The 19,261-nt window shown below is 64.0% G+C and carries 19 protein-coding genes; 8 read left to right on the top strand and 11 right to left on the bottom strand.

All coding sequences use genetic code 11. From position 1 onward, the window contains the following. Positions 1-19: 19 nt before the first annotated feature. The 4 genes from GRAN_RS10010 to GRAN_RS10020 all read right to left on the bottom strand — a co-directional run bounded on the left by GRAN_RS10010 (position 20) and on the right by GRAN_RS10020 (position 3,731). Positions 20-1,444 (bottom strand): Nramp family divalent metal transporter, encoded by a 1,425-nt coding sequence (locus GRAN_RS10010; protein WP_128912731.1) that lies wholly within the window; start codon positions 1,442-1,444, stop codon positions 20-22. A gap of 36 nt (positions 1,445-1,480) precedes the next feature. After that, the gene (gene miaA / locus GRAN_RS10015) at positions 1,481-2,440 is read right to left on the bottom strand and encodes a tRNA (adenosine(37)-N6)-dimethylallyltransferase MiaA (protein ID WP_128912732.1); all 960 of its coding nucleotides are present in this window, start codon (positions 2,438-2,440) and stop codon (positions 1,481-1,483) included. Then, positions 2,434-2,580, bottom strand: a complete 147-nt coding sequence (locus GRAN_RS25475) for a hypothetical protein (protein WP_161570920.1) — start codon at positions 2,578-2,580, stop codon at positions 2,434-2,436. The genes miaA and GRAN_RS25475 overlap by 7 nt, the downstream gene beginning before the upstream one ends. 62 nt (positions 2,581-2,642) lie before the next feature. After that, a complete protein-coding gene (locus tag GRAN_RS10020; protein WP_128912733.1) occupies positions 2,643-3,731 on the bottom strand; it encodes a TonB C-terminal domain-containing protein in 1,089 nt (362 codons plus the stop codon). A 226-nt stretch (positions 3,732-3,957) separates the two neighbouring features. On the opposite strand from GRAN_RS10020, the gene GRAN_RS10025 reads away from it, so the two are divergent. From GRAN_RS10025 to GRAN_RS10040, 4 genes are read left to right on the top strand one after another with little or no spacing between them, the layout of a single operon-like run. After that, on the top strand, positions 3,958-4,353 hold the full coding sequence (locus GRAN_RS10025; protein ID WP_128912734.1) for a (R)-mandelonitrile lyase: 396 nt from the start codon (positions 3,958-3,960) through the stop codon (positions 4,351-4,353). A 20-nt stretch (positions 4,354-4,373) separates the two neighbouring features. Then, positions 4,374-4,940: a MogA/MoaB family molybdenum cofactor biosynthesis protein gene (locus GRAN_RS10030; RefSeq protein WP_241654444.1), complete on the top strand. Its 567-nt coding sequence runs from the start codon at positions 4,374-4,376 to the stop codon at positions 4,938-4,940. Beyond that, entirely contained in the window at positions 4,937-5,626 is a 690-nt protein-coding gene (locus GRAN_RS10035; protein ID WP_241654445.1) for a YqaA family protein, read from the top strand. Before GRAN_RS10030 ends, GRAN_RS10035 begins: the two co-directional genes overlap by 4 nt. A 34-nt stretch (positions 5,627-5,660) precedes the next feature. After that, positions 5,661-5,927, top strand: coding sequence for a hypothetical protein (locus tag GRAN_RS10040; protein WP_128912736.1), 267 nt, complete (start codon positions 5,661-5,663; stop codon positions 5,925-5,927). Here GRAN_RS10040 and GRAN_RS10045 read toward each other — a convergent pair. Further along, a complete protein-coding gene (locus tag GRAN_RS10045; RefSeq protein WP_128912737.1) occupies positions 5,924-7,015 on the bottom strand; it encodes a metal-dependent hydrolase in 1,092 nt (363 codons plus the stop codon). The two genes, GRAN_RS10040 and GRAN_RS10045, sit on opposite strands and share 4 nt — an antisense overlap. Positions 7,016-7,088: 73 nt before the next feature. Here GRAN_RS10045 and ligA point away from each other — a divergent pair, with 73 nt between their 5' ends. From ligA to GRAN_RS10065, 4 genes are all read left to right on the top strand, one after another. Further along, a complete protein-coding gene (gene ligA / locus GRAN_RS10050; protein ID WP_128912738.1) occupies positions 7,089-9,281 on the top strand; it encodes an NAD-dependent DNA ligase LigA in 2,193 nt (730 codons plus the stop codon). A gap of 74 nt (positions 9,282-9,355) precedes the next feature. Continuing rightward, complete coding sequence (locus GRAN_RS10055; protein WP_192897990.1) at positions 9,356-10,819, top strand: GH1 family beta-glucosidase; 1,464 nt, start codon at positions 9,356-9,358, stop codon at positions 10,817-10,819. Positions 10,820-10,868: 49 nt separating this feature from the next. Beyond that, complete coding sequence (locus GRAN_RS10060) at positions 10,869-11,801, top strand: diacylglycerol kinase family protein (protein ID WP_128912739.1); 933 nt, start codon at positions 10,869-10,871, stop codon at positions 11,799-11,801. Continuing rightward, positions 11,798-12,619, top strand: a complete 822-nt coding sequence (locus GRAN_RS10065; protein WP_161570922.1) for a metallophosphoesterase family protein — start codon at positions 11,798-11,800, stop codon at positions 12,617-12,619. The genes GRAN_RS10060 and GRAN_RS10065 overlap by 4 nt, the downstream gene beginning before the upstream one ends. Positions 12,620-12,669: 50 nt before the next feature. Here the strand turns inward: GRAN_RS10065 and GRAN_RS10070 are convergent, their stop codons facing one another. From GRAN_RS10070 to GRAN_RS10095, 6 genes are all read right to left on the bottom strand, one after another. Beyond that, positions 12,670-14,538, bottom strand: a complete 1,869-nt coding sequence (locus tag GRAN_RS10070) for an outer membrane protein assembly factor BamD (RefSeq protein WP_241654446.1) — start codon at positions 14,536-14,538, stop codon at positions 12,670-12,672. Positions 14,539-14,605: 67 nt separating this feature from the next. Then, complete coding sequence (rpe, locus tag GRAN_RS10075; protein WP_128912741.1) at positions 14,606-15,277, bottom strand: ribulose-phosphate 3-epimerase; 672 nt, start codon at positions 15,275-15,277, stop codon at positions 14,606-14,608. A 63-nt stretch (positions 15,278-15,340) separates the two neighbouring features. Then, on the bottom strand, positions 15,341-15,862 hold the full coding sequence (locus GRAN_RS10080; RefSeq protein ID WP_128912742.1) for a dihydrofolate reductase family protein: 522 nt from the start codon (positions 15,860-15,862) through the stop codon (positions 15,341-15,343). Between the two features lie 77 nt (positions 15,863-15,939). Beyond that, positions 15,940-17,388 (bottom strand): excinuclease ABC subunit UvrC, encoded by a 1,449-nt coding sequence (locus GRAN_RS10085; RefSeq protein WP_128912743.1) that lies wholly within the window; start codon positions 17,386-17,388, stop codon positions 15,940-15,942. 59 nt (positions 17,389-17,447) lie between these two features. Beyond that, entirely contained in the window at positions 17,448-18,839 is a 1,392-nt protein-coding gene (locus GRAN_RS10090; RefSeq protein ID WP_128912744.1) for a TldD/PmbA family protein, read from the bottom strand. A gap of 113 nt (positions 18,840-18,952) precedes the next feature. Then, positions 18,953-19,261 carry a hypothetical protein gene (locus GRAN_RS10095; RefSeq protein WP_128912745.1) on the bottom strand — a complete coding sequence of 103 codons (309 nt, stop codon included), beginning with the start codon at positions 19,259-19,261 and terminating at the stop codon, positions 18,953-18,955.

The raw sequence follows: 19,261 nt of genomic DNA on the forward strand, positions 1-19,261 counted from the left end.
CGCCGCGGGGCTTGGAGCGTTAGTTGCCGAAGGCGATCTGGCTGAGGAGGACGGCGTTCAGGATGAGGATGATACTGATCGAGGTCCATCCAGCGACGCGGGTGCGGAGGGCGCTGGCGAAGTCGCCCATGACGGCGGGGCGGTTGGTCAGGAGGAGCAGGGGGATGAGCGCGAAGGGAAGAGCGAAGCTCAGGACGACCTGGGAGAGGATAAGGATCTTCAGCGGGTCGAGGCCGACCGCGATGACGATGAGCGCCGGGATGATGGTGATGAGGCGGCGGAGGAAGATCGGGAATTTGATTGAGAGGAAGCCCTCGATGATGACCTGTCCGGCCATGACGCCGACGGTCGAGGACGAGAGGCCGGAGCAGAGGAGGGCCACGGCGAAGACGGTGGCGGCGGCTGGCCCAAGGAGCGGGCCGAGGGTTTGGTAGGCGCGCTCGACGTCGGTGACAGGGCTGCCGAGGTGGGTGAAGGCGACTGCCGCGACGACAATCATCGCGGAGTTGATGAGCCAGGCACCGTTCATGGCGACGAAGACGTCGATGAGTTCGAAGCGAAGATAGCGGCGGCGGATGCGGAAGCCGGGGAGACGGCGTGGTGGCGGCTCTTCGCCGTGCATCTGCTTCGGAAACTGCGTGACGAGGCTGTGCAGGCGCGGCTGGACGAGGGCCGAGTGGAGATAGACGACGTGCGGCATCACGGTCGCGCCGAGCATGGCGACGGCGAGGTAGATGCTCTGGTGGAAGCTGGCGGAGGAGGCGGTGTCGAGGCTGGGGATGAGGACGTGGAAGGCGACGGCGTGCCAGTCGGGGTGGACGAGAAAGACCTCGAAGCCGTAGCAGAGGCCGATGATGCCGACGAACGCCATGATGCCTGCCTCAAGCCAGCGGAATCCGGCGAGGTCGAGCGCGAGGATGGCGAAGACGAGGACAGAGGTGATGAGACCGGCGATGAAGAGTGTTTCGGTGCGGCCGAGGCCGTGGGCCAGGAGCGGGGGGCCAAAGAGGAGATAGAAGCCGAGCGCGGCTCCGAGGAACTCGGCGAGGTCGGTGGCGATGGCGGCGATTTCGGCGGCGAGCCAGAGGCTGATGACGGTTGTGCGGGAGAAGTGCTTGCGACAGTTCTGCGGGAGGGTAAGGCCGGTGACGATGCCGAGCTTGGCCGAGAGGTACTGGATGAGGATGGCCATGGCATTTGACCAGAGAAGCACCCAGAGAAGGCGATAGCCGAAGCGAGAGCCGCCTTCGATGTTGGTGGCGAAGTTGCCGGGGTCGATGTAGGCGACGGAGGCGACGAAGGCGGGGCCGAAGTAGCTCCAGAGCTCTGTGCGGCGAAAGCGAAAGTAGGGACGCTTTGGGCTGGCGGGTTCTCCAGCAGCGGCCGCTGTGGCCGGTGAGGTTGAGAGAGGCTCGGGAGTATAGGGAGGGTGAGCGGACTCCATCTTATTTGAGTATAGGAGCTTAGCTGGGGCGGGAGGTTACGGAGCAGCTTCCGGCGGCGGTTTTCGTTCGAGATGCTGATGCATGAGGCTGAGGGCTTCGGTATAGGTTGCCGGATCGTCGCCGAAGGATGGGAGCCAGTGGAAGGCAGGTTCCTTGCGGAACCAGGTGGCCTGGCGCTTGGCGTAGTTGCGATGGCCCTGCTGGGCCAGGGCAATCGCCTCGGGTGGGGTGAGCTTTCCTTCCAGGACGGCGGTGGCTTCAGCGTATCCGAGGCTGGTGAAGGGGCGCTGTGGGCCGTATTTGCCGATCAGATTGCGCGTTTCCTCGATGAGGCCGCCTTCGTTTTCGGACGAGAACATGCGAGCGGCGCGTTGGTTGATGCGGGCGTAGAGCGCCGGGCGCGGGGGCTGGAGGCCGAGGCGGAGAATACGGTAGCCGGTGAGGGCGTCACGGCCTTTTTGCCACTGCTCGGTGAGGGGTTGGCGGGCGGCAAGAGAGACTTCGATGGCGCGGACGAGTTTGGGCAGATCGTTCGGGTGGATGAGGGCGGCGGCGGCGGGGTCGAGGCGGGTGAGGACGCGGTGAAGGTGCGGTGAGGTGCGGGTGCGGAGGCGTTCGCGGAGGGCGGGTTGCTGTGGCGGCGCAGGGAAGAGGCCGTCGAGCAGGGCGCGGAGGTAGAGGCCGGTTCCTCCGGCGATGATGGGGAGGCGATTGCGGGAACGAATGGCTTCGAGGGCCTCACGGGCGTGGCGGGCGAAGTCTCCGGCGGTGAAGGGCTCAGTCGGGGGGACTACGTCGATGAGGTGGTGGGGGATGCGGGCGCGGTCGGCGCGGGAGGGCTTTGCGGTGCCGATCTCCATATCGCGGTAGACGGCGACCGAGTCGCAGGAGATGATCTCGGCGTCGAAGTGCTCGGCGAGGCGAAGGGCGAGGCCGGACTTGCCGCTTGCGGTCGGGCCGGCGAGGACGATGAGTGGGAGTTCTGGCTCTACCAAAGCCGCCACCAGCCCAGGGTGAAAACGCGGGGGACGCCTGCGCGCAGGATGCTCGCGACGAGGATCACGAAGGCGAGGACGAGAAGACCGCGAACCTGGCGCCGGCGCTCTGCCGCGAGGGCCAGGTGACGAGTCTTCAAAGGGTCGCGCTTTTTGGACGGCAGAGGCATCGGGCTCTGGGAGTGCGGGGGGAGAGCCCAGTTTACTCGGACGTCTTATTGACGAGGTAGTGGATGCGGAGTTCCAGGTTCGGGCCTTTGAAATCGGCAGGGAGCGGCGGGAACTGGCCAACGCCGGTGATCGAGCCCCAGGCAGCGCGGTTGAGGGCATCGTCGTGGGTGGAACCCTCGAGGCGCATGCCGCCGATGCGGCCGTCGGGGAGGATGGAGAAGCGTATCTGCGTGACGCCGGCTTTGTTGAGCGGCGGGCGGGCTTCCTCGGGGATGAGCGGGAGCCAGGTGTTCTTGATCTCGCGGAGGATGCGGGTGAGGTACGGGCCGAAGTCGACGCCTTCGGTGTCGGAGAGGACATCCACACCGGTGTTCAGACCGCCATGCGAGCCCTGCGACGAGTGGTCGTAGTCGGCTCCGCTGCCTCCGCCCTGGAGACCGCTGCGGGCCGCCTGCTGGACGGCGTTTCCGGCGCTCTGGCTGTTGTTGAAGTTCGGCTTGATGTTGGGTCGCGGGGCGTCAACCATGGCCGTCTGGGGGCTCTGGGCAGGGTGCTGCGGCAGTGGCGTGGGAGCGGGTTGCTGCTGGGCCTGCTGAGGCGCGGGCTGTTGCTGGGGTTGCGGGGCGGCAGGAAGAGGTGAAGTCGTCGGAGCCGCCGGGCCGCGCATGCTCTTGAGCTGCTGCAGGGTCTTCTTATCGAGGGTTGGCTTGACCGTCTGGGCGGTGTGGGCTTTCTCGGCGATCTTGTCGGTCGGCTTGTGCTGGAGCTGCCTTGCGACATCAGGGGGCATGTCGAGGTAGGTCAGCTCTTTCTGCTGCTCGCGCAGGGCATCACCGGGGTTGATGACTCGCGGCTGGTGGAACAGGACCTGCGGGCCGTAGAAGAGGAACCAGGCCACGGCGATGTAGACGAAGAGCGAGATGTAGATCGACTCGCGAAAGCGCGATTTTGCGCGTTCGTCGTCAAGCGCGTCGATGAGGTGGATGATCTCGTGCTCTTCAAGTTCTCCGTAGCGGCCAGTACGAACCTTGACAGGACCTTTGGAGGAGTCAGCGAGGTCTTCGCCCTCGGGGGAGCGGTCGGGCGGAGCCGGGTTGGGCGGTGTCTCGAGCGTAGGCATCTGCGTCAGGGTGTGACGTTCTCCGGAGCGTAAAGGTCTCCGTCCGGGGGTGGGGCTAGTAGTTTCTGATGCCGAAAAGCTCTTGTGCTTCGCAGGCCTTCAAGACTCAGACCCGTCTTCAGGGAGAAAAGTTACGGCTGCCTATAATTTTCTCATCTTTTCCCCTCCTGCCGCATCGCGATCTGGTGTCGCTGGAAGTACGTTCGACGACCGGTAGGATGAAGGTATGGAGATCAAACGGATTGGCTCGCAACCCTCGGGCAAAGGCCCGGCAGACTGGTTTACCGGGACTGTACGGATAGACCCGCTGTTTCAGGCCCCCGACCCGGCGCTCGTGGCTGGGGCAAGCGTGACGTTCGAGCCCGGAGCGCGCACGGCGTGGCATACCCATCCTCTTGGGCAGACGCTGATCGTGACCGCGGGCTGCGGATGGGCGCAGCGGGAGGGTGGGCCGGTCGAGGAGATTCATCCCGGGGATGTTGTCTGGTTTTCGCCGGGCGAGAAGCACTGGCATGGGGCTTCGCCGACGACTGGTATGACGCATATTGCGATTCAGGAGAGGCTGGACGGCAAGGTTGTCGACTGGTTGGAGCACGTGACCGACGAGCAGTACAAGCGCTGAGTCTCGTACACTAGCGCGTGATGATGAGTCCGCGAAGCTTTCGAGAGGATACCCGCGCGGTTGTGCTGACGATCAGCGATGGCTGCACGGCCGGGACGCAGGTGGACCGCTCCGGGCCGGTGGTGACCGAGATGCTTCGCGGCGCGGGGGTGCGGGATCTTGCCGCTGAGATCCTTCCGGACGACCTGGAGCTGATTGCGGCGGCGTTGCGCCTGCACGCGGCGAGCGTGGATCTGATCGTTACGACCGGCGGGACGGGAATCGCGCCACGGGATGTGACGCCGGAGGCGACCCGGATGGTCTGCGACCGGATTATCGAGGGTTTCGCCGAGAGGATGCGCGCGGTGAGCTTCGCCGAGACGCCGATGGCTCCGCTGAGCCGCTCGGTATGCGGGACCATTGCGCGGCCTGGCGGAAATATCGAGGGCAGCACGATCGTCGTCAACCTGCCGGGCAGCCCGGCGGGGGCGAGGACCTGCCTGGGCGCGGTTCTTGGGCTTCTGCCGCATGCGCTCGACCTTCTGGCGGGCCGGACTGTTCATGGTCCTGCGACGGCTGACAGGGTAAACTCAGAGGAACCCCTGTGATCCTCTCTACACTTTTGTCTCCCGCCAGTCTGTTTCACAAATTCAACCTTGCTCTCCTGGCCTTCCTGAAGCCGTTTGGTGTTTGGGGCCTGGGCGGCCTGGCGCTGCTGGATTCGTCGTCGATTCCGATGCCAATCGATGCACTGGTGATCGATTACGTCGTGCAGGATCATGCGCGATTCGTCCTCTACTGCCTGATGGCGGCGCTTGGGTCGGCGGTAGGCAGCATGGTGCCGTATTACCTTGGGCGGGCCGGCGGAGAGCTGATTCTCCTGAAGCGGATCAATCGGACGCGCTATGAGAAGCTACGCGACCGCTTCGAGAAGCAAGAGTTCCTGGCGATCATGGTGCCGGCGATGATGCCTCCGCCGATGCCGGTGAAGCTGTTCGAAATTGCTGCGGGTGTCTTCGAGATGAAGCCGCTGACATATTTTCTGGCCATCCTGATCGGCAAGTTCCTGCGGTTCCTGGTGGAGACGCTCATTACGGTCATTTACGGGCGGACGCTGTTGGCGACGGTGATGCAAACGTTCCGGCAGCACTCCGGCATCATGATCGCCGTGGTGGGCGTCGTCGTGATTCTGCTCGCGCTGTTCGTCGTGCGGCGGCTGTTCGACCGGCGGCGCGGGACGAAGTTCCCGATGGAAGAAGCCGAAGACTCCTTGAGCGCGCCAGGGGAGGAGTAGTCTTCTTGAGGCTCGACACAGGAGGGGTTCGCTGATGGCTGGATGTGGTCCGCAGAGGTTTACCGGGGTGGGACCGGCGGAGCTGGCGTGTTTGAAGGCGAAGGGTGCGTCGGCGGGTGTGCCGATCTCGGGCAATGATGGGCAGGCGACGACGATGGGCGTCACCGTGCGGTGGCACTATGACGAGGCGGCTGAGGTACTCGCGCTGGAGTGTACGGACGCCCCGTTCTTCGTGCCGTGCAGCACGATCACGGACAGGATCAAGCAGCTTGTCGATGGCTGCATGACGCAAAGCGGCTAGCGCTCGGCCTTGCCGTTCATTTCCATGCTGACGATGTGCCGGTCGGAGTCGAGGGTGACGGTTCCGGTCAGGGGCGGCTTGCTTCGACCCTTCATGAAGGGGACGTCATAGAAGAAGCGCAGATCGCGGAAGGTCACCGTGGAGAGCGCGGCGGGGTCGTAAGGGCCGGTGATGGAGGTGGTCTCGGTGACGAGGGGAAACTGCGACCAGTCGAGGTAGGCCTCGCCGAGGGGGCTGCGCTTCGCGGCCAGGGTGGCGAGGGTCGTGGGGGAGCGGTAGAAGAGGTCGTTTGACGTCGGGTTGGGGAGCGTGCCCTGGAGGGTGTCGGCTTCGGCGATCTGGTAGAAGCCGCGGGTTTCGACGGTGATGTGCCAGCGGTAGGGGTTGATGGGGTAGGGGCTGGCGTTGATACGGAGTATTTCGGCGGCGGGGGCTCCGGGTGGCAGAGCGGCGGAGAGGTCGAGCGATGCGGCGAGGGTAATGGCCTTCTGCTGCTCGGTGTAGCGCCATGTCCATAGGCCGAGCATGACCAACAAAGCCATGATGGCCAGGCCGCTGCCTCGGAAGGGCTTTCGAGTGGCTCCGACCTCTGAGCCGATGAGGCCGAAGAGGGACGGCAGGACGAGGGCTCCGAGGAGCGCGACGAAGAGAACTGGCTCAAAGATGAAGACGATGGATCCGGCATACCAGCGCGGGTTGAAGGGGAAGAAGGGGCGGAGGCCGTAGTTGTTGGTGAAGTCGAGAAGCAGGTGGCTGAGGAGAGCGAGGAGGGTTAAGAGATAGAGGACTCCCCAGCGGATGGGAGCGGCGGTCTCGACCGTTTTCGGCGCGGCTCGGCGGGTGCGGATGCGGTGGACGGTCCAGATGGCTCCGACGAGGAGGGCGGCTTCGAAGGGGATGCCGAGGAAGGTGTGGGTGATGCCGCGGTGGTGCTGGAAGGAGGCGATGGGGCCGACGGCGGACCAGAGGGTGTCGATATCGGGGAACTCGGCCGCGATGGTCATGGCGAGGGTGGCGTACGCGGCTTTGCGGTTGAGGCCGGCCCGCGAGAGGCAGGCTCCGGTCAGCATGTGAGTGACGGGTTCCATGGGGTCCAGAGTACAAGAGCCAGCGGCTCCTATAATTTCCCTTGGTTGCGGGAGTGGGCTGGGGGAGTTGCGGATGGCGGAGAGTGGATTGACGGTCGAACAGCAGGCGGAGGCGATGCGCGAGGAGATTCGCCATCACGAGTACCTGTACTACGTGATGGACGCGCCCGAACTGACGGATGCGCAGTACGACGTGAAGATGAACGCGCTGAAGGCGCTCGAGAAGGAGCATCCGGAGCTGGTGACGCCGGACTCGCCAACGCAGAGGGTGGGCGGCAAGCCGAAGGATGGGTTCGTCAAGACGCCGCACTCGCGGGCGATGCTGTCGCTCGACAATGCGTATGACGAGGAGGATCTGCGGGCATGGGATACGCGTTTGCGGGAGGCTCTGCCGAGCTCGGAGACGGTACGGTATGTGTGCGAGGTGAAGCTGGACGGGCTTTCGCTCGCGCTTCACTATGCTCCGAAAGGCGGGGCAGGGGAGACGACGGCGCATCTGGTGCGCGGGATCACGCGTGGGGATGGGTCGATCGGCGAGGATGTGAGCTCGAATGTGCGGACGATCCGGTCGGTGCCTTTGAGCGTGTCGGCGGCGAAGCTGAAGAAGGCCGGGCTGCCCGCGACCTTCGAGGTGCGGGGCGAGGTGGTGCTTCCGCACGATGCATTCAAGAAAATGAACGAGGAGCGCGAGGCGGCGGGTATGGCTCCGGCGGCGAATCCGAGGAACGCGGCGGCAGGAACGATCCGGACGCTCGAGCCGAACATCGTGGCGCAGCGGCGGCTCGAGTTTTATGCGTACTTCCTCCTGCATGGCATGGGAGACAAGGCCGGGGAGATGTTGCTGCCGACCCAGACGGAGGGGTTGGAGGCGCTGCGGGCGGCGGGCTTCCGGGTGAATCCGAACGTTGCGACCGTGTCGACGGTGGATGAGATTCTGGCCTTCATCGCGAAGATCGATGGGATGCGCGACTCGCTGACTTACGAGATCGACGGTGTCGTGATCAAGTGCGATAGCGTGGCGCAGCAGAAGAGGCTTGGCTTTACCGGCAAGGCTCCGCGCTGGGCGATCGCGTACAAGTTCGCGGCGCGGGCGGGAGTGACGAAGCTCGATGGAGTGCAGTTCCAGGTGGGCAGGACGGGCAAGGTGACGCCGGTGGCGGTGCTTGCGGCGGTGTCGATCGGCGGGACGACGGTGACGCGGGCCACGCTGCATAATGCAGACGAGATCGCGCGGCTCGGGGTGAGGATCGGTGATTATGTCCAGGTGGAGCGCGGCGGGGATGTGATCCCGAAGATCATCCAGGTGGTCGAGGATGAGAAGCATTTGAGGGGCTCGGGGGAGATTCTGTTTCCGGAGGCGTGCCCGCGGTGCGGGCAGCCGTTGATCAAGGCCGAAGGCGAGGTGGACTGGCGCTGCCTGAACATCCAGTGTCCGGCGCGTGTGTCGGAGGAGCTTCTGCACTGGGCGGCGCGGAAGGTGATGAACATCGAGGGCCTTGGGGATGCGATGGTCGTCCAACTCCTCGCGCCGAGGGATGCGAATGGCGCGGCGATCGTCCCAAAGGAAGAGGCATTGGAGGTGCTTGGGGAGGATGCGGTCGAGGCGTCCGTCGTCGCCGAACAGAAGGAAGGCACACTTCCGCCGCTGATCTGCGGGATCGGGGACCTGTACACGCTGAAGAAGAGCGATCTCGTGGCGCTGGAGCGGGTGGGGGAGAAGTCGGCGCAGGCGTTGCTGGACGAGATCGAGCGGTCGAAGTCGGCCTCGCTGGCGCGTGTGTTGTTCGGGCTGGGCATGCGCTTTGTGGGGGAAAGGACGGCTGCCCTGCTGGCGGGGCAGTTCGGGTCGATGGACGCGGTGATGGCGGCGACCGCGGAGGAGCTTGAGGCGGTGAACGAAGTAGGGCCGCGGGTGGCGGAGTCGATCGTGGAGTTCTTCTCGATCGAGAAGAATCGCGTGCTGGTGGGGCGGTTGAAGGAGCTTGGCTTCACCATGCAGGCCGAAAAGAAGGTGACGACGACCACGCTTGGTGGGCTGACGTTCGTGCTGACCGGGACGCTTCCGACGCTGACGCGCGATGCGGCCAAGGAGATGATTGAAGGCGCGGGCGGGCGGGTTTCGGGCTCGGTGAGCAAGAAGACCGACTACGTGGTCGCGGGCGAAGAGGCGGGTTCAAAGCTTGAGAAGGCGGAGTCGCTGGGGGTGAAGGTGCTGGATGAAGCGGGGCTGCTGGCGCTGGTCGAGAGTGGCGGGACGGAAGCATAGGGGTGATTCGCCATGACTCGTACGACTCAGCTAAGCTGACCTTCGCGTATCGTCGCGAAGGAAAGAGGTCTATCGTGTTCAAGAAAATCTCCCGCAGGATGTTTGCGCAGACGCTCGGCGCGTCTGCCGCCGCACTCTCCCTGCCTTCCGCAGCCTCTGCGCTTGCCCCGTCTGCTCCCGCGGGCGATGCGCCGAATGGCAGGCACTTTCCCGAGGGCTTTCTCTGGGGTTCGGCAACAGCCTCGTACCAGGTGGAGGGCGCGGTGCATGAGGGCGGACGCGGTGCGACGGTGTGGGACACGTTCTCGCACACGCCGGGGAAGGTCCATAACGGCGATACGGGCGACGTCGCCGACGACTTCTACCACCGGTACAAGCAAGACATTCAGCTCATGAAGGAGATGGGGCTGAAGGCCTGCCGCTTCTCCGTAGCGTGGTCGCGGATCTTTCCGACCGGCACAGGTTCGCCGAACGCAGCCGGGGTGGATTTTTACAACCGACTGGTCGATACACTCCTGGCCGCTGGGGTTCAGCCATACTGCACGCTGTACCACTGGGATCTGCCGCAGACGCTGGAGGACAAGGGCGGGTGGGAAAACCGGGATACCGCGAAGGCGTTCGCCGACTATGCAGCCTACACCGCAGGGAAGCTGTCGGATCGGGTGCGCCACTTCATGACGATGAACGAGATGCGTAGCTTCGTCGAGATTGGCTATGGCAGCGGCACGCATGCTCCGGGAAAGAAGCTCGCTCCGGGGCCGCTGGCGCAGTTGACGCACAACGTGGTGCTTGCGCATGGCATGAGCGTGCAATCGATCCGGGCGTCGACGAAGGCAGGGACGAGGGTTGGAATCGCGGACAATGCGACGGCCACGACCCCGATCATCGAGAACGAGGAGCATATTGCGGCCGCGCGGAAAGCGATGCGCGAGGAGAACGCAATGTTCCTCTCGGTCATCCTGGACGGCAAGTATTCGGAGCACTATCTGAAGCGTCTTGGAGCGGATGCCCCGAAGTTCACGGCGGAGGAATTGAAGACGATCTCGAGCCCGATGGACTTCGTCGGGATCAATATCTACACGCCACTGTTTGTGCGGGCGGACCGTTCGGAGAAGGGCTATGCGGTGGTGCCCTGGACGAGCACGTATCCGACGATGGCAAGCCCATGGCTGAAGATCGGGCCGGAGGCACTGTACTGGGGGCCGAAGCTGCTGGCGGATGTGTGGGGTGTCAAGGAGATCTACATCACCGAGAACGGAGCTTCGTCCGCGGATGTGCTCGCTCCCGATGGGGAGATCTACGACACGGATCGCACGATGTACCTGCGGAACTACCTGATGCACCTGCAGCGGGGGATCACGGATGGCGTGCCGGTGAAGGGATACTTCCTGTGGAGTCTGCTGGACAACTTCGAGTGGGCGGATGGCTACGAGAAGCGGTTCGGGATCACCTACGTCGACTTCAAGACACAGAAGCGCACGCCGAAGCTGAGCGCGAAGTTCTACGAGGAAGTGATCCGGCAGAATAGAGTCGTTTAGCTTTCAGCCGATCCTAGGCCTGCTGCATCTAGATACGTACGGGGTGGCGATGCCGGCACGAGTACGTGTGTTTATGAACGAGCGATCCGGCGGGTGCGCGGGCCGGCGCGGTGAGGTCGAGGCGGCGTTCCGGGAGAGCGGGCTGAGGTGCGAGGTCACGAGCCTGCGTCCGCGCATGGACGTGGCAAAGCTTGTGCGGGAGGCCGCGCGGCGGCCGGAGACGCTCGTCGTCGCGGCGGGTGGAGACGGCACCATCAGCGCCGTTGCTTCGGCTATGGCAGGGTCGGGGGCTCCGATGGGCGTGCTCGCTATGGGAACGCTGAATCATTTCGCCAAGGACCTTGGTCTGCCCGCAGCGCTAATGGACGAGGCGAAGGTGATCGCCGAGGGTGAGGCGCGCTCCGTTGATCTTGGCGAGGTCAACGGGCGTTTCTTCGTCAACAACTCAAGCGTCGGCTTCTATCCGGGCATGGTGCTGCACCGCGAGCGGCTGAAGAAGGTTGGCTGGAACAAGTGGCTGTCTCTTCTTGTGGCGTCGGCACGGGCGTTCGTGCGCTTCAAGCACATCTCCGTGTGCGTGTCGGTGCCGGGCGAAGAACGCATGATGCGGATGACGCCGTTCGTCTTTGTGGGCAACAACGAGTACTGCATGGAAGGCAGCGAAGCGGGGACACGGAAGAAGCTCGATGCGGGCAAGCTGTACCTCTACATGGCTCCGGGTGCGACGCGGCGAAGCCTCCTGCGGCTGACGTTTGCCGCGTTGATGCGGCGGGTTCATGAGGTGCAGCAGGATCCGCACTTCGAATCGTACTGCGTGGAGGAGTTTACCGTCGACCTTCGGCGGCGCGTCTCGCATGTGTCGCTTGATGGCGAGATCGTCCGGTTGAAGGGGCCTCTGCAGTACCGCATACGGCCCGGCGCGCTGAAGGTGATGGCACCTGTCCCCGTTGTGTCACCGGTTGTGGAGGAGTTATCCGCGTGACGCTCCTGGCCCATATCTCGGACATTCACTTTGGGCACGAGGACGCGTTGATTGTCGAAGGGCTGCTTGAGTCTTTGCGGAAGACGAAGCCGGATGTGATCGTCGTCTCGGGAGACCTGACGCAGCGAGCGAAGAAGGCGCAGTTTCGCAAGGCGAGGGCTTTCCTGCGCGAGATGCCGAAGGTGCCGCACCTCGTGGTGCCGGGAAACCACGACGTCTCGGCAACGAACCTCCTCGAGCGGCTGACGCGGCCGCTGAAGCGCTACCAGAGGTTCATCACCGAGGACCTTTCGCCGTACCTCGACATGGGCGATGTGGCGATTGCGGGGATCAACACTGTGCGCCTGCTCAACCGCAAGGATGGCCGCATCAACCAGGGCCAGGTGAAGACCGCATGCGAACAGCTCGGGCGCGCAAAGGAGAACGCCGTGCGCGTTGTGGTGACGCACCATCCGATGGACCTGCCCATGGAGGATCTCAAGCATCCCCTCGTCTCGCGGTCGAAGATGGCCATGGAGGCTTTCTCGAAGTGCGGAGTCGACCTGTTTCTTTCCGGCCATCTGCATACCGGGCAATCGCTCGTGACGACCACGCGCTACAAGGAAAACGTGAGCTATAGCGCGGTCGTGGCGCAGGCGGGAACGGCTGTCTCGACGCGCACGCGGGGTGAGGCGAACGGCTGGAACCTGATCGAACTCAGTGGTCGGGCGGACGGCGCGGAGATGGCGATCCAGGAGATGGTTTGGGAGGGGAAGAGCTTCGGTAAGGGGCAGATTTCGCGTTTCCGATGCGGATCCGGAGGCTGGCTGGAAGCGTAAAAAAGGGATGCAGCGTTGGCCGCATCCCTTCTTGCTGAACAGCGTTCTTTCTAGAGCGGATCCAACTTCTTGAGACCCTTCTTCTTCTTGTGCTTACTCGAAGACTCCTCGCTCTTGTCGAACTCAGGCTTCGTCTTCTTGCCGTTAGCCGCCGGAGTCTGCGCGGGTGGCGCCGTTCCGGGCTTGATGTCGTTGACGGCATCAGGAGCCATGCCAGCCTTCTCGACCGCAGGCAGAGGCGTGTTGTTCGTCGGACCCGCGATCGGCAGGCCACCGGTCGCCGCGGTGCCTGCGGGCGCGCCGGAGCGCGGAATATCGGCGGGGCTACCGAGCGGGGCCGCGTTGCTGCCCGGACTGACGACTTCGGCTCCGACAGAGGTCGTTGGGGCAGTCGAATTTGTGGGTGAGCCGGTCATCACGGTCGTGCTGCCACCCGCGGCATCGGCGGCAGGAACGTCCGTCAGGGCAAGTGGAGCGGCCGGGGTTGCCGGAGCGGCTGCTGTCTCGGGCGCGTTGGCTGGTGCGTTCGGGTCAGCCGCTGTCGCGGTAACCGCCGGCCTGGCTGCGTTCGGGTTCATCGAGGTGTTGAAATCCTCGATGATCTCCTTGCGGACGGCCGGCGCGAGCGTCGGAGCCGGATCGGTGAGCAAAGGCTCGCCGACACGCGCGGTCTGGACGACGTCCGGTGTGTGGAAGACGAGCAGACGGGCGCGGCCCACCAGGCTGTACTGGCCACGGCTGTTCTCAAGCTCGGTGCTCTTGGCGATCTGCTCCGGAGTCGGCGTTGGAATGGGCAGGTTCATCGCGGCGAGGCGGTCCTTCGCATCCTCGACGTGAGCCGAAGCAGAGTGCTCGAGGACGACCTTGCGGTAGGCGTCGGCGGCGCGGCCATCGTACGTCTTCTCGAGCGCGGCCTTGGCCGACTCGCTCAGCTTGATGCTGCGCACGTAGCGGGCTTCCGCTTCCCAGGCATCGCCGAGCGCCACAAGCAGGTCGTCGGTGTGGCTGAACTGCGGATAGGTGTCGGCGACCGTCTGGTAACGGGCGATGGTCGCGGGCCAGTTTTCACGCGTCGCGTAGAACGCGGCGATGCTTGCCTCGCGCGTGGCAAGAACTTCCTGCACCTCGCGCAGACGCTGCTTGGCATCGGGCACAAGCTTCGACTCCGGAAACTGCTGCAGCATCAGGCGATACTCTTCCTCGGCGTGGGTGGCCTTCGCGTAGTCGCGATCGGGCTTGTCCATCTGGCGAAAGTAGATGTCGCCGACGCGCATCTGGGCCTCGGCGGCCTCGGGCGCGTTGGGAAAGAAGGTGATGAAGTCCTTGTACTCCTGCTCGGCCTGGGTGAGCGCGGCGCTTCCACCCTCGCGGTACCAGCTATCGGCGATGGCGAGCTTGGCGCGCATCTGGTACTGCGAATCCTGGTAGGTGTTCAGGAGCGTCTGGAGATCGAGGCGGGCAACGTCGTAACGTCCGCGCTTGATGGCGGCCTGTGCCTTGTCGTAAAGCTGCTTATCGGGCAGCTTGGCGTCGACGCCGGCGAGCGGGTCAGTCTTCTTGAGCTTGCGGTTGGCGGCGCGGGTGTCCTTGGACTGGATCACCTTCTCCGACTTGTCTTTCTTCTCTTTCGACTTATCCTTCTTGATCTTGTCGAGTGGCGTGGAGACGACTGGAGGTGGGGTCTTGTTCTCCTGTTGCTCGGTCTGCGTCTCTGGCTGCGCGTCCGCGGCGGGAGCTGTGCCGGTGCTCAACGTGCCGGTAGCAGTCGCCTGCGCCCATGTCGTGCCGGAGGCCAGACCGCCCGCCATCCATCCGGCCATGATGATTCCGGCCGAAAGACCGGCCCGTATCGTCGGAAAAAACACTCGCTTCGCCATCAATTGTTGAACCTCGAACCCTTGTAACCTGCCGACGGGCATCCCGTCGTCCTGCCCGCCCGGCGCACCGCTGCCCGGCGTCCTTCTATTCTAAGCCCTGTTCGGGCTCTCAGGCCTCTTCTGCCGCGGCCCGGGCAACCCGCAGAAAGTCTTCCGCGTTCGCCTCTGTCTTACCCGGCTGGAAGATGGCGGAGCCGGCGACGAGCATCTCCGCTCCTGCTTCGACCACGCTCGCCACCGTATCGTGAGCAACGCCGCCGTCGACTTCGATACGAAAGTTGAGCCCCATCTCGTCGCGGATGGTCGCCAGCTGGCGAATCCGCTCGATCGAACGCGGCAGAAACTTCTGTCCACCGAAGCCCGGGTTTACGCTCATGACGAGCACATAGTGAACCATCGGAAGGACTTCGATGATCGCCTCGACAGGTGTCGCCGGACAGATGACCACGCCGGGAAGCATCTTGTGATCGGCGATGTGCTGCAAGGTGCGGTTCAGGTGGCGGCACACCTCCTGATGGACGCTGATCATGTCCGCACCCGCCTCGGCGAAGGCCGGGATGAACTGGTCGGGATCCTCGATCATGAGGTGGCAGTCGAGCGGAAGCTTCGTAACCGGGCGAAGCGCCTTCACCATCGGCGGCCCAAAGGTGATGTTCGGGACGAAGTGGCCGTCCATCACATCCACGTGGACGATGGTTCCACCGCCGCGCTCGGCCAGGGCGACTTCGTCGGCCAGGTGCGCGAAATCAGACGCCAGAATCGAAAAGGCGAGCTCTACCAAGAGATCCTCCGCAGATCACAAAATGACAAACCGAGTCTACCAGTCTGCTCGCACGGAAGATTGTCAGTGCTTGACTCGGTAGAAGACCTGCACAAGGCCGGTTGAAAAATGGTCGCAGTGGTCGAGCTCGAGCTCGGTTTCAGGGTACGGTTCGGGAAAGAGCGGAACACCGGAGCCGAGCAGACGGGGATGGATGGTGAGGACGATCTCGTCGAGCAGATGGTGCTGAAGGAACTCACGCAGGAGCTCGCCTCCGCCAACCAGCCAGATGTCTTTGCCGGGACGGCTACGGAGTTCGGCGAGCCACTCGACGGGGTCGCCGGAGAGGAAGGTGAAGGCGCCATGTTGGCCCGGCTGCTGGCTGCGCGAGAGCACGTAGTGCTTGATGCCCGGGAAGAAAGTCTGGCCCGGTGACATTTGCTGCATGGTGTCGTACGTCTTGCGGCCCATGATGGCCGTGTCGACGCTAGCGAAGAAGCGCGACATGCCGTAGTCCTGATCCATGAAGAGCCAGTCGACTGAGCCGTCGGCGCGGGAAATGAAGCCGTCGAGGCTGTTCGCACCGAAGTATTTGACGCTGCGCATGCGGGAAACTATACGACGCCTTATGTTGGCGGGAAAGCTGGCGAACCTCAGGCGTACTGGCTCCGGTCGGCGGACGCTCAGGAGTTGCTGGCGGGTTCCATGCTGACAGCAGCCTTGCGGCCCCGGGTCTTCTTGCGTGCGATCAGCGGGACGATGCGCTCGACGCCTTCTCGTCCTTCGTGCAGAATCTTGACCTTCGCGGCGGGGGCCTGATCGCGTTGCGTCTCGGCGAGGACGCCGGGTTCGCCAAGCACCATGCGGGCGGCACCGCGCAGGATGCGGCGGATGGGCCATGTGCCGTCGGTGTTCGGGAAAAAGATTTCGCCACTTCGCTGTTTCTCCGGCCGGTAGTACCAGCGACGCAGGAGTGAAAGATGATCGCTCACCATGGCGAGATCATTCTCTACGCCGGCTTCGGCTTCGAGAGCCTGAAGCACGCCGGCGGCGCGGTCTTCCGGGCTGTCTGTTGTTGGAGGGGCGTCGCCGGGGGCGGGTTCCAGTGGAATCGCCTGCAGCATCAGCGGCTGGGCGAAGAGGCTTGAGCCAACGCTGGTCTGCTCCTTCACAGCCCGCACGCCAAGAGTCGAGAGTCGCTGTGGGCCTTCGAGGCATCCGCTTTGCAGCATGAAGATCGCGGCTTCGAGGCGGTCGCCACGCTCGTCCTCAACGGCCGGAGCGGCCCGCTGCACAAGCACCGCACGCAGCTTCGGAATCTCGCGAACGAGTTCATCCGCCAGGCTCGCCGCGGCCTTCACCTTCGTCCATTGGGAATGGAGCGAAGCGGCGCGTTCGAAGTCCATCTCTTCGGACGCCCGTTCGCGCTCCTCGCCGACGCGGCTCAACATCGACTCGCCACGCGTTTCCAGGAACGCCTTCACGGCCAGCGCCTCGGCGGCGTACTCGTCCGGAGTGCAGGCGAGATTGCAGGGAGCGAGGCACTTCTTCATCTGCTGGTAGACACAGCCGGGATGCTCGGGATACGGCTCGAGATCCTCGTGGCAGCGACGCAGCTTGAAGAGTTCGAGCACGGCATCGCCGTAACGCTCTGCGGCGGCACGTGAGGGAAATGGCCCATACATCTGCCCGAGTCCGCGCTTCGAGAGCCGGTTCGTGGCGTAGACGCGAGGGTGGGCCTGCTCGTGGGTCAGGCGGAGGAAGAACGGCGTATGCAGACGCAAGCGACGGCGAGCCTCGCCATATCCGAAGGCTTGCGCGGTGGCGTGGTAGAGAACAAGCAGCGCCTCGAACTCCGAACCGGCGGCAGCCCACTCGATGCGAGCGACGCGTCCGCGAAGGTTGAGCCGCTTCGAGAGAACCGGCTGGCCGCCTTCGGTCATCTCAGGCGGAGCAAGAAGACGCATGGCGCGTCGGCGGATGTCGGCAGTACGGGTCAGGTAGGGCTCGTCAGCCTCACGCGCTCCACGCAGGCAGAGGACTCCGGCACCGGTAGGAAGAAGGCGCAGGATCTCCGCAGCGCGATCCGGAGAAAACGCGACCGAGTGCTCGAAATGGAAGGTCGACGCCACTAGCGAAATTGTAGTCCGCTCTCGCTTCTGGGTCGTAACGGCTGAGGTTCGCCGAAGCGTCAGGCTCCGGCGATCATCATGCCCTCGATCCGGATCGTCGGGGCGGCGCTTGCGCTGCGGAAGACGAGGTCGTCGCCGATGGCCACGATGTTTCGGTACATGTCCTTGAGGTTACCGGCTATGGTGATCTCTTCGACCGGGTAGGCGAGCTCGCCATTCTCGATCCACATGCCGCTCGCCCCCTGCGAGTAGTCCCCGGTGACGAGATTCACGCCGAAGCCCATGGTCTCGGTGACGTAGAGGCCTTGCTTTACGTCGCCGATGATCGCCTCAGGCTTGAGCGTGCCGGGCTTGAGATAAAAATTTCCCGCCCCGATGCCGGGCGTTCCGGCGAGTCCACGCGAGGCGTTGCCAGTCGATTTCATGCCGAGCTTGCGGGCGGTGTAGCAGTTCATGACGTAGCTCTTCAGCACGCCGTCTTCGACGAGAACCGTGCGGCGGGTAGGCAGGCCTTCGCCATCGAAGGGCGAAGTCCCGAAGCCCCCGATGCCGTTGTGAATCATCGTGCCGTCGTTGACGACGGTGACGTTCTCCCCGGCGACCTGCTTGCCGAGCATGTCGGCAAAGAAGGTCGCATGGCGATAGATGGCGTCGCCGTTCGCGGCGTCGAAGATGTTCCCGATAATGGAGCGGGCGATCTCAGGCGAGAAGACGACGGGTGCGGCCTGTGTCTTCACCTGACGTGCCCCTAAACGGGCTAATGTGCGCCGAGCGGCTTCGCGGCCGATGGTGTCGGGATCTTCAAGTCTGCTGACCGTGCGCGAGCTCGAGTACCAGTAGTTGCGCTGCATGCCTCCTGTCGGCCCCTGGGCAATGGGCGCGGCGGAGAAGCCGCAGTACGACTTACGGAACTCGCCCGAGAACCCGCGCGAGTTGACCATCACCTTGCGGGAGGTCGAGGTATCGAAGTCGCCGCCGCCGGAGTTGGTGATGCGCGGGTCGGCGGCCATGGCTGCTGCCTCGACGCGCCGTGCGATCTCGATGCGTTCGGCCGGAGGTTGGGCGTTCACATCGTCGAAGTAGAGGCCGAGGTCGCCCTCGAGCTTACCGAACTCCTCTGGCTCGGGCAGTCCGGCAAACTCGTCTTCACTTGTAATTCGCGCGAGGGTCATCGCGCCGTCGAGAAGATGCTGAAGCGCCTCGGGCGAGAAATCGGAGGACGAGGTATTGGCGGCGCGCTTGCCCATAAAGACCCGCAGGCCGATGGCACGCGAGCCGGATTCCTTCAGCGTCTCAACCTCGCCGAGACGAACATGCGCTTCAAACTCTTCGCCTTCATAGACGACGGCTTCGGCGTCCGACGCTCCGGCGCGGAGAGCGCGCTGAACAATGTCGGAGGCCATCTGGCGGAGGTCGGTCGTGACTGCTGCTTCTGCTTGTGCTGCGGGCATGCTCTACTCCGATATCTGGGAAGGTCTCAGGCGCTCGAGATGCATCCGGAAACGCAGCCCGCAGACGATCATGGCCGAAGCAGGATCGCTTCGGCCACTGACCAGAAAGGAACCTAACGCACCGGGTGTTCGGAGAGCCGGGCTTCACGCCCGTCGGTTGCCTTGCGGAAGTTCATGCCGTTGATGCAGAACTCGCCGTCGATCGCCGAGGTGTGCTCGACATAAGGAACCGTTCCGGGCCTACCTGTGCGCCCAAGAATCTTCACGGGACCCTGGCAATCCTTGCACCGGTACTCGGTATCGCTGTCGGACATGGCCACGGCTACGTTCTTCACCTTCCAGAACGGCTCATACCCGCCTCCAACCTTTACCCGCCTGCGCTTCACTTCACACTCGTACATCTTTTCGCGCTCGGCTGCCAT

Origin of the sequence: Granulicella sibirica, from assembly GCF_004115155.1 — a bacterium.
Classification (GTDB): Bacteria; Acidobacteriota; Terriglobia; order Terriglobales; family Acidobacteriaceae; genus Edaphobacter; species Edaphobacter sibiricus.

What these genes read in the sequence shown, in the direction of transcription:
- GRAN_RS10010 (WP_128912731.1), bottom strand. Translation starts at nt 1,444, where the DNA reads ATGGAGTCCGCTCACCCTCCCTATACTCCCGAGCCTCTCTCAACCTCA.
- GRAN_RS10020 (WP_128912733.1), bottom strand. Translation starts at nt 3,731, where the DNA reads ATGCCTACGCTCGAGACACCGCCCAACCCGGCTCCGCCCGACCGCTCC.
- GRAN_RS10025 (WP_128912734.1), top strand. Translation starts at nt 3,958, where the DNA reads ATGGAGATCAAACGGATTGGCTCGCAACCCTCGGGCAAAGGCCCGGCA.
- GRAN_RS10030 (WP_241654444.1), top strand. Translation starts at nt 4,374, where the DNA reads ATGATGAGTCCGCGAAGCTTTCGAGAGGATACCCGCGCGGTTGTGCTG.
- GRAN_RS10040 (WP_128912736.1), top strand. Translation starts at nt 5,661, where the DNA reads ATGGCTGGATGTGGTCCGCAGAGGTTTACCGGGGTGGGACCGGCGGAG.
- GRAN_RS10045 (WP_128912737.1), bottom strand. Translation starts at nt 7,015, where the DNA reads ATGGAACCCGTCACTCACATGCTGACCGGAGCCTGCCTCTCGCGGGCC.
- ligA (WP_128912738.1), top strand. Translation starts at nt 7,089, where the DNA reads ATGGCGGAGAGTGGATTGACGGTCGAACAGCAGGCGGAGGCGATGCGC.
- GRAN_RS10060 (WP_128912739.1), top strand. Translation starts at nt 10,869, where the DNA reads ATGCCGGCACGAGTACGTGTGTTTATGAACGAGCGATCCGGCGGGTGC.
- GRAN_RS10070 (WP_241654446.1), bottom strand. Translation starts at nt 14,538, where the DNA reads ATGCCCGTCGGCAGGTTACAAGGGTTCGAGGTTCAACAATTGATGGCG.
- GRAN_RS10080 (WP_128912742.1), bottom strand. Translation starts at nt 15,862, where the DNA reads ATGCGCAGCGTCAAATACTTCGGTGCGAACAGCCTCGACGGCTTCATT.
- GRAN_RS10090 (WP_128912744.1), bottom strand. Translation starts at nt 18,839, where the DNA reads ATGCCCGCAGCACAAGCAGAAGCAGCAGTCACGACCGACCTCCGCCAG.
- GRAN_RS10095 (WP_128912745.1), bottom strand. Translation starts at nt 19,261, where the DNA reads ATGGCAGCCGAGCGCGAAAAGATGTACGAGTGTGAAGTGAAGCGCAGG.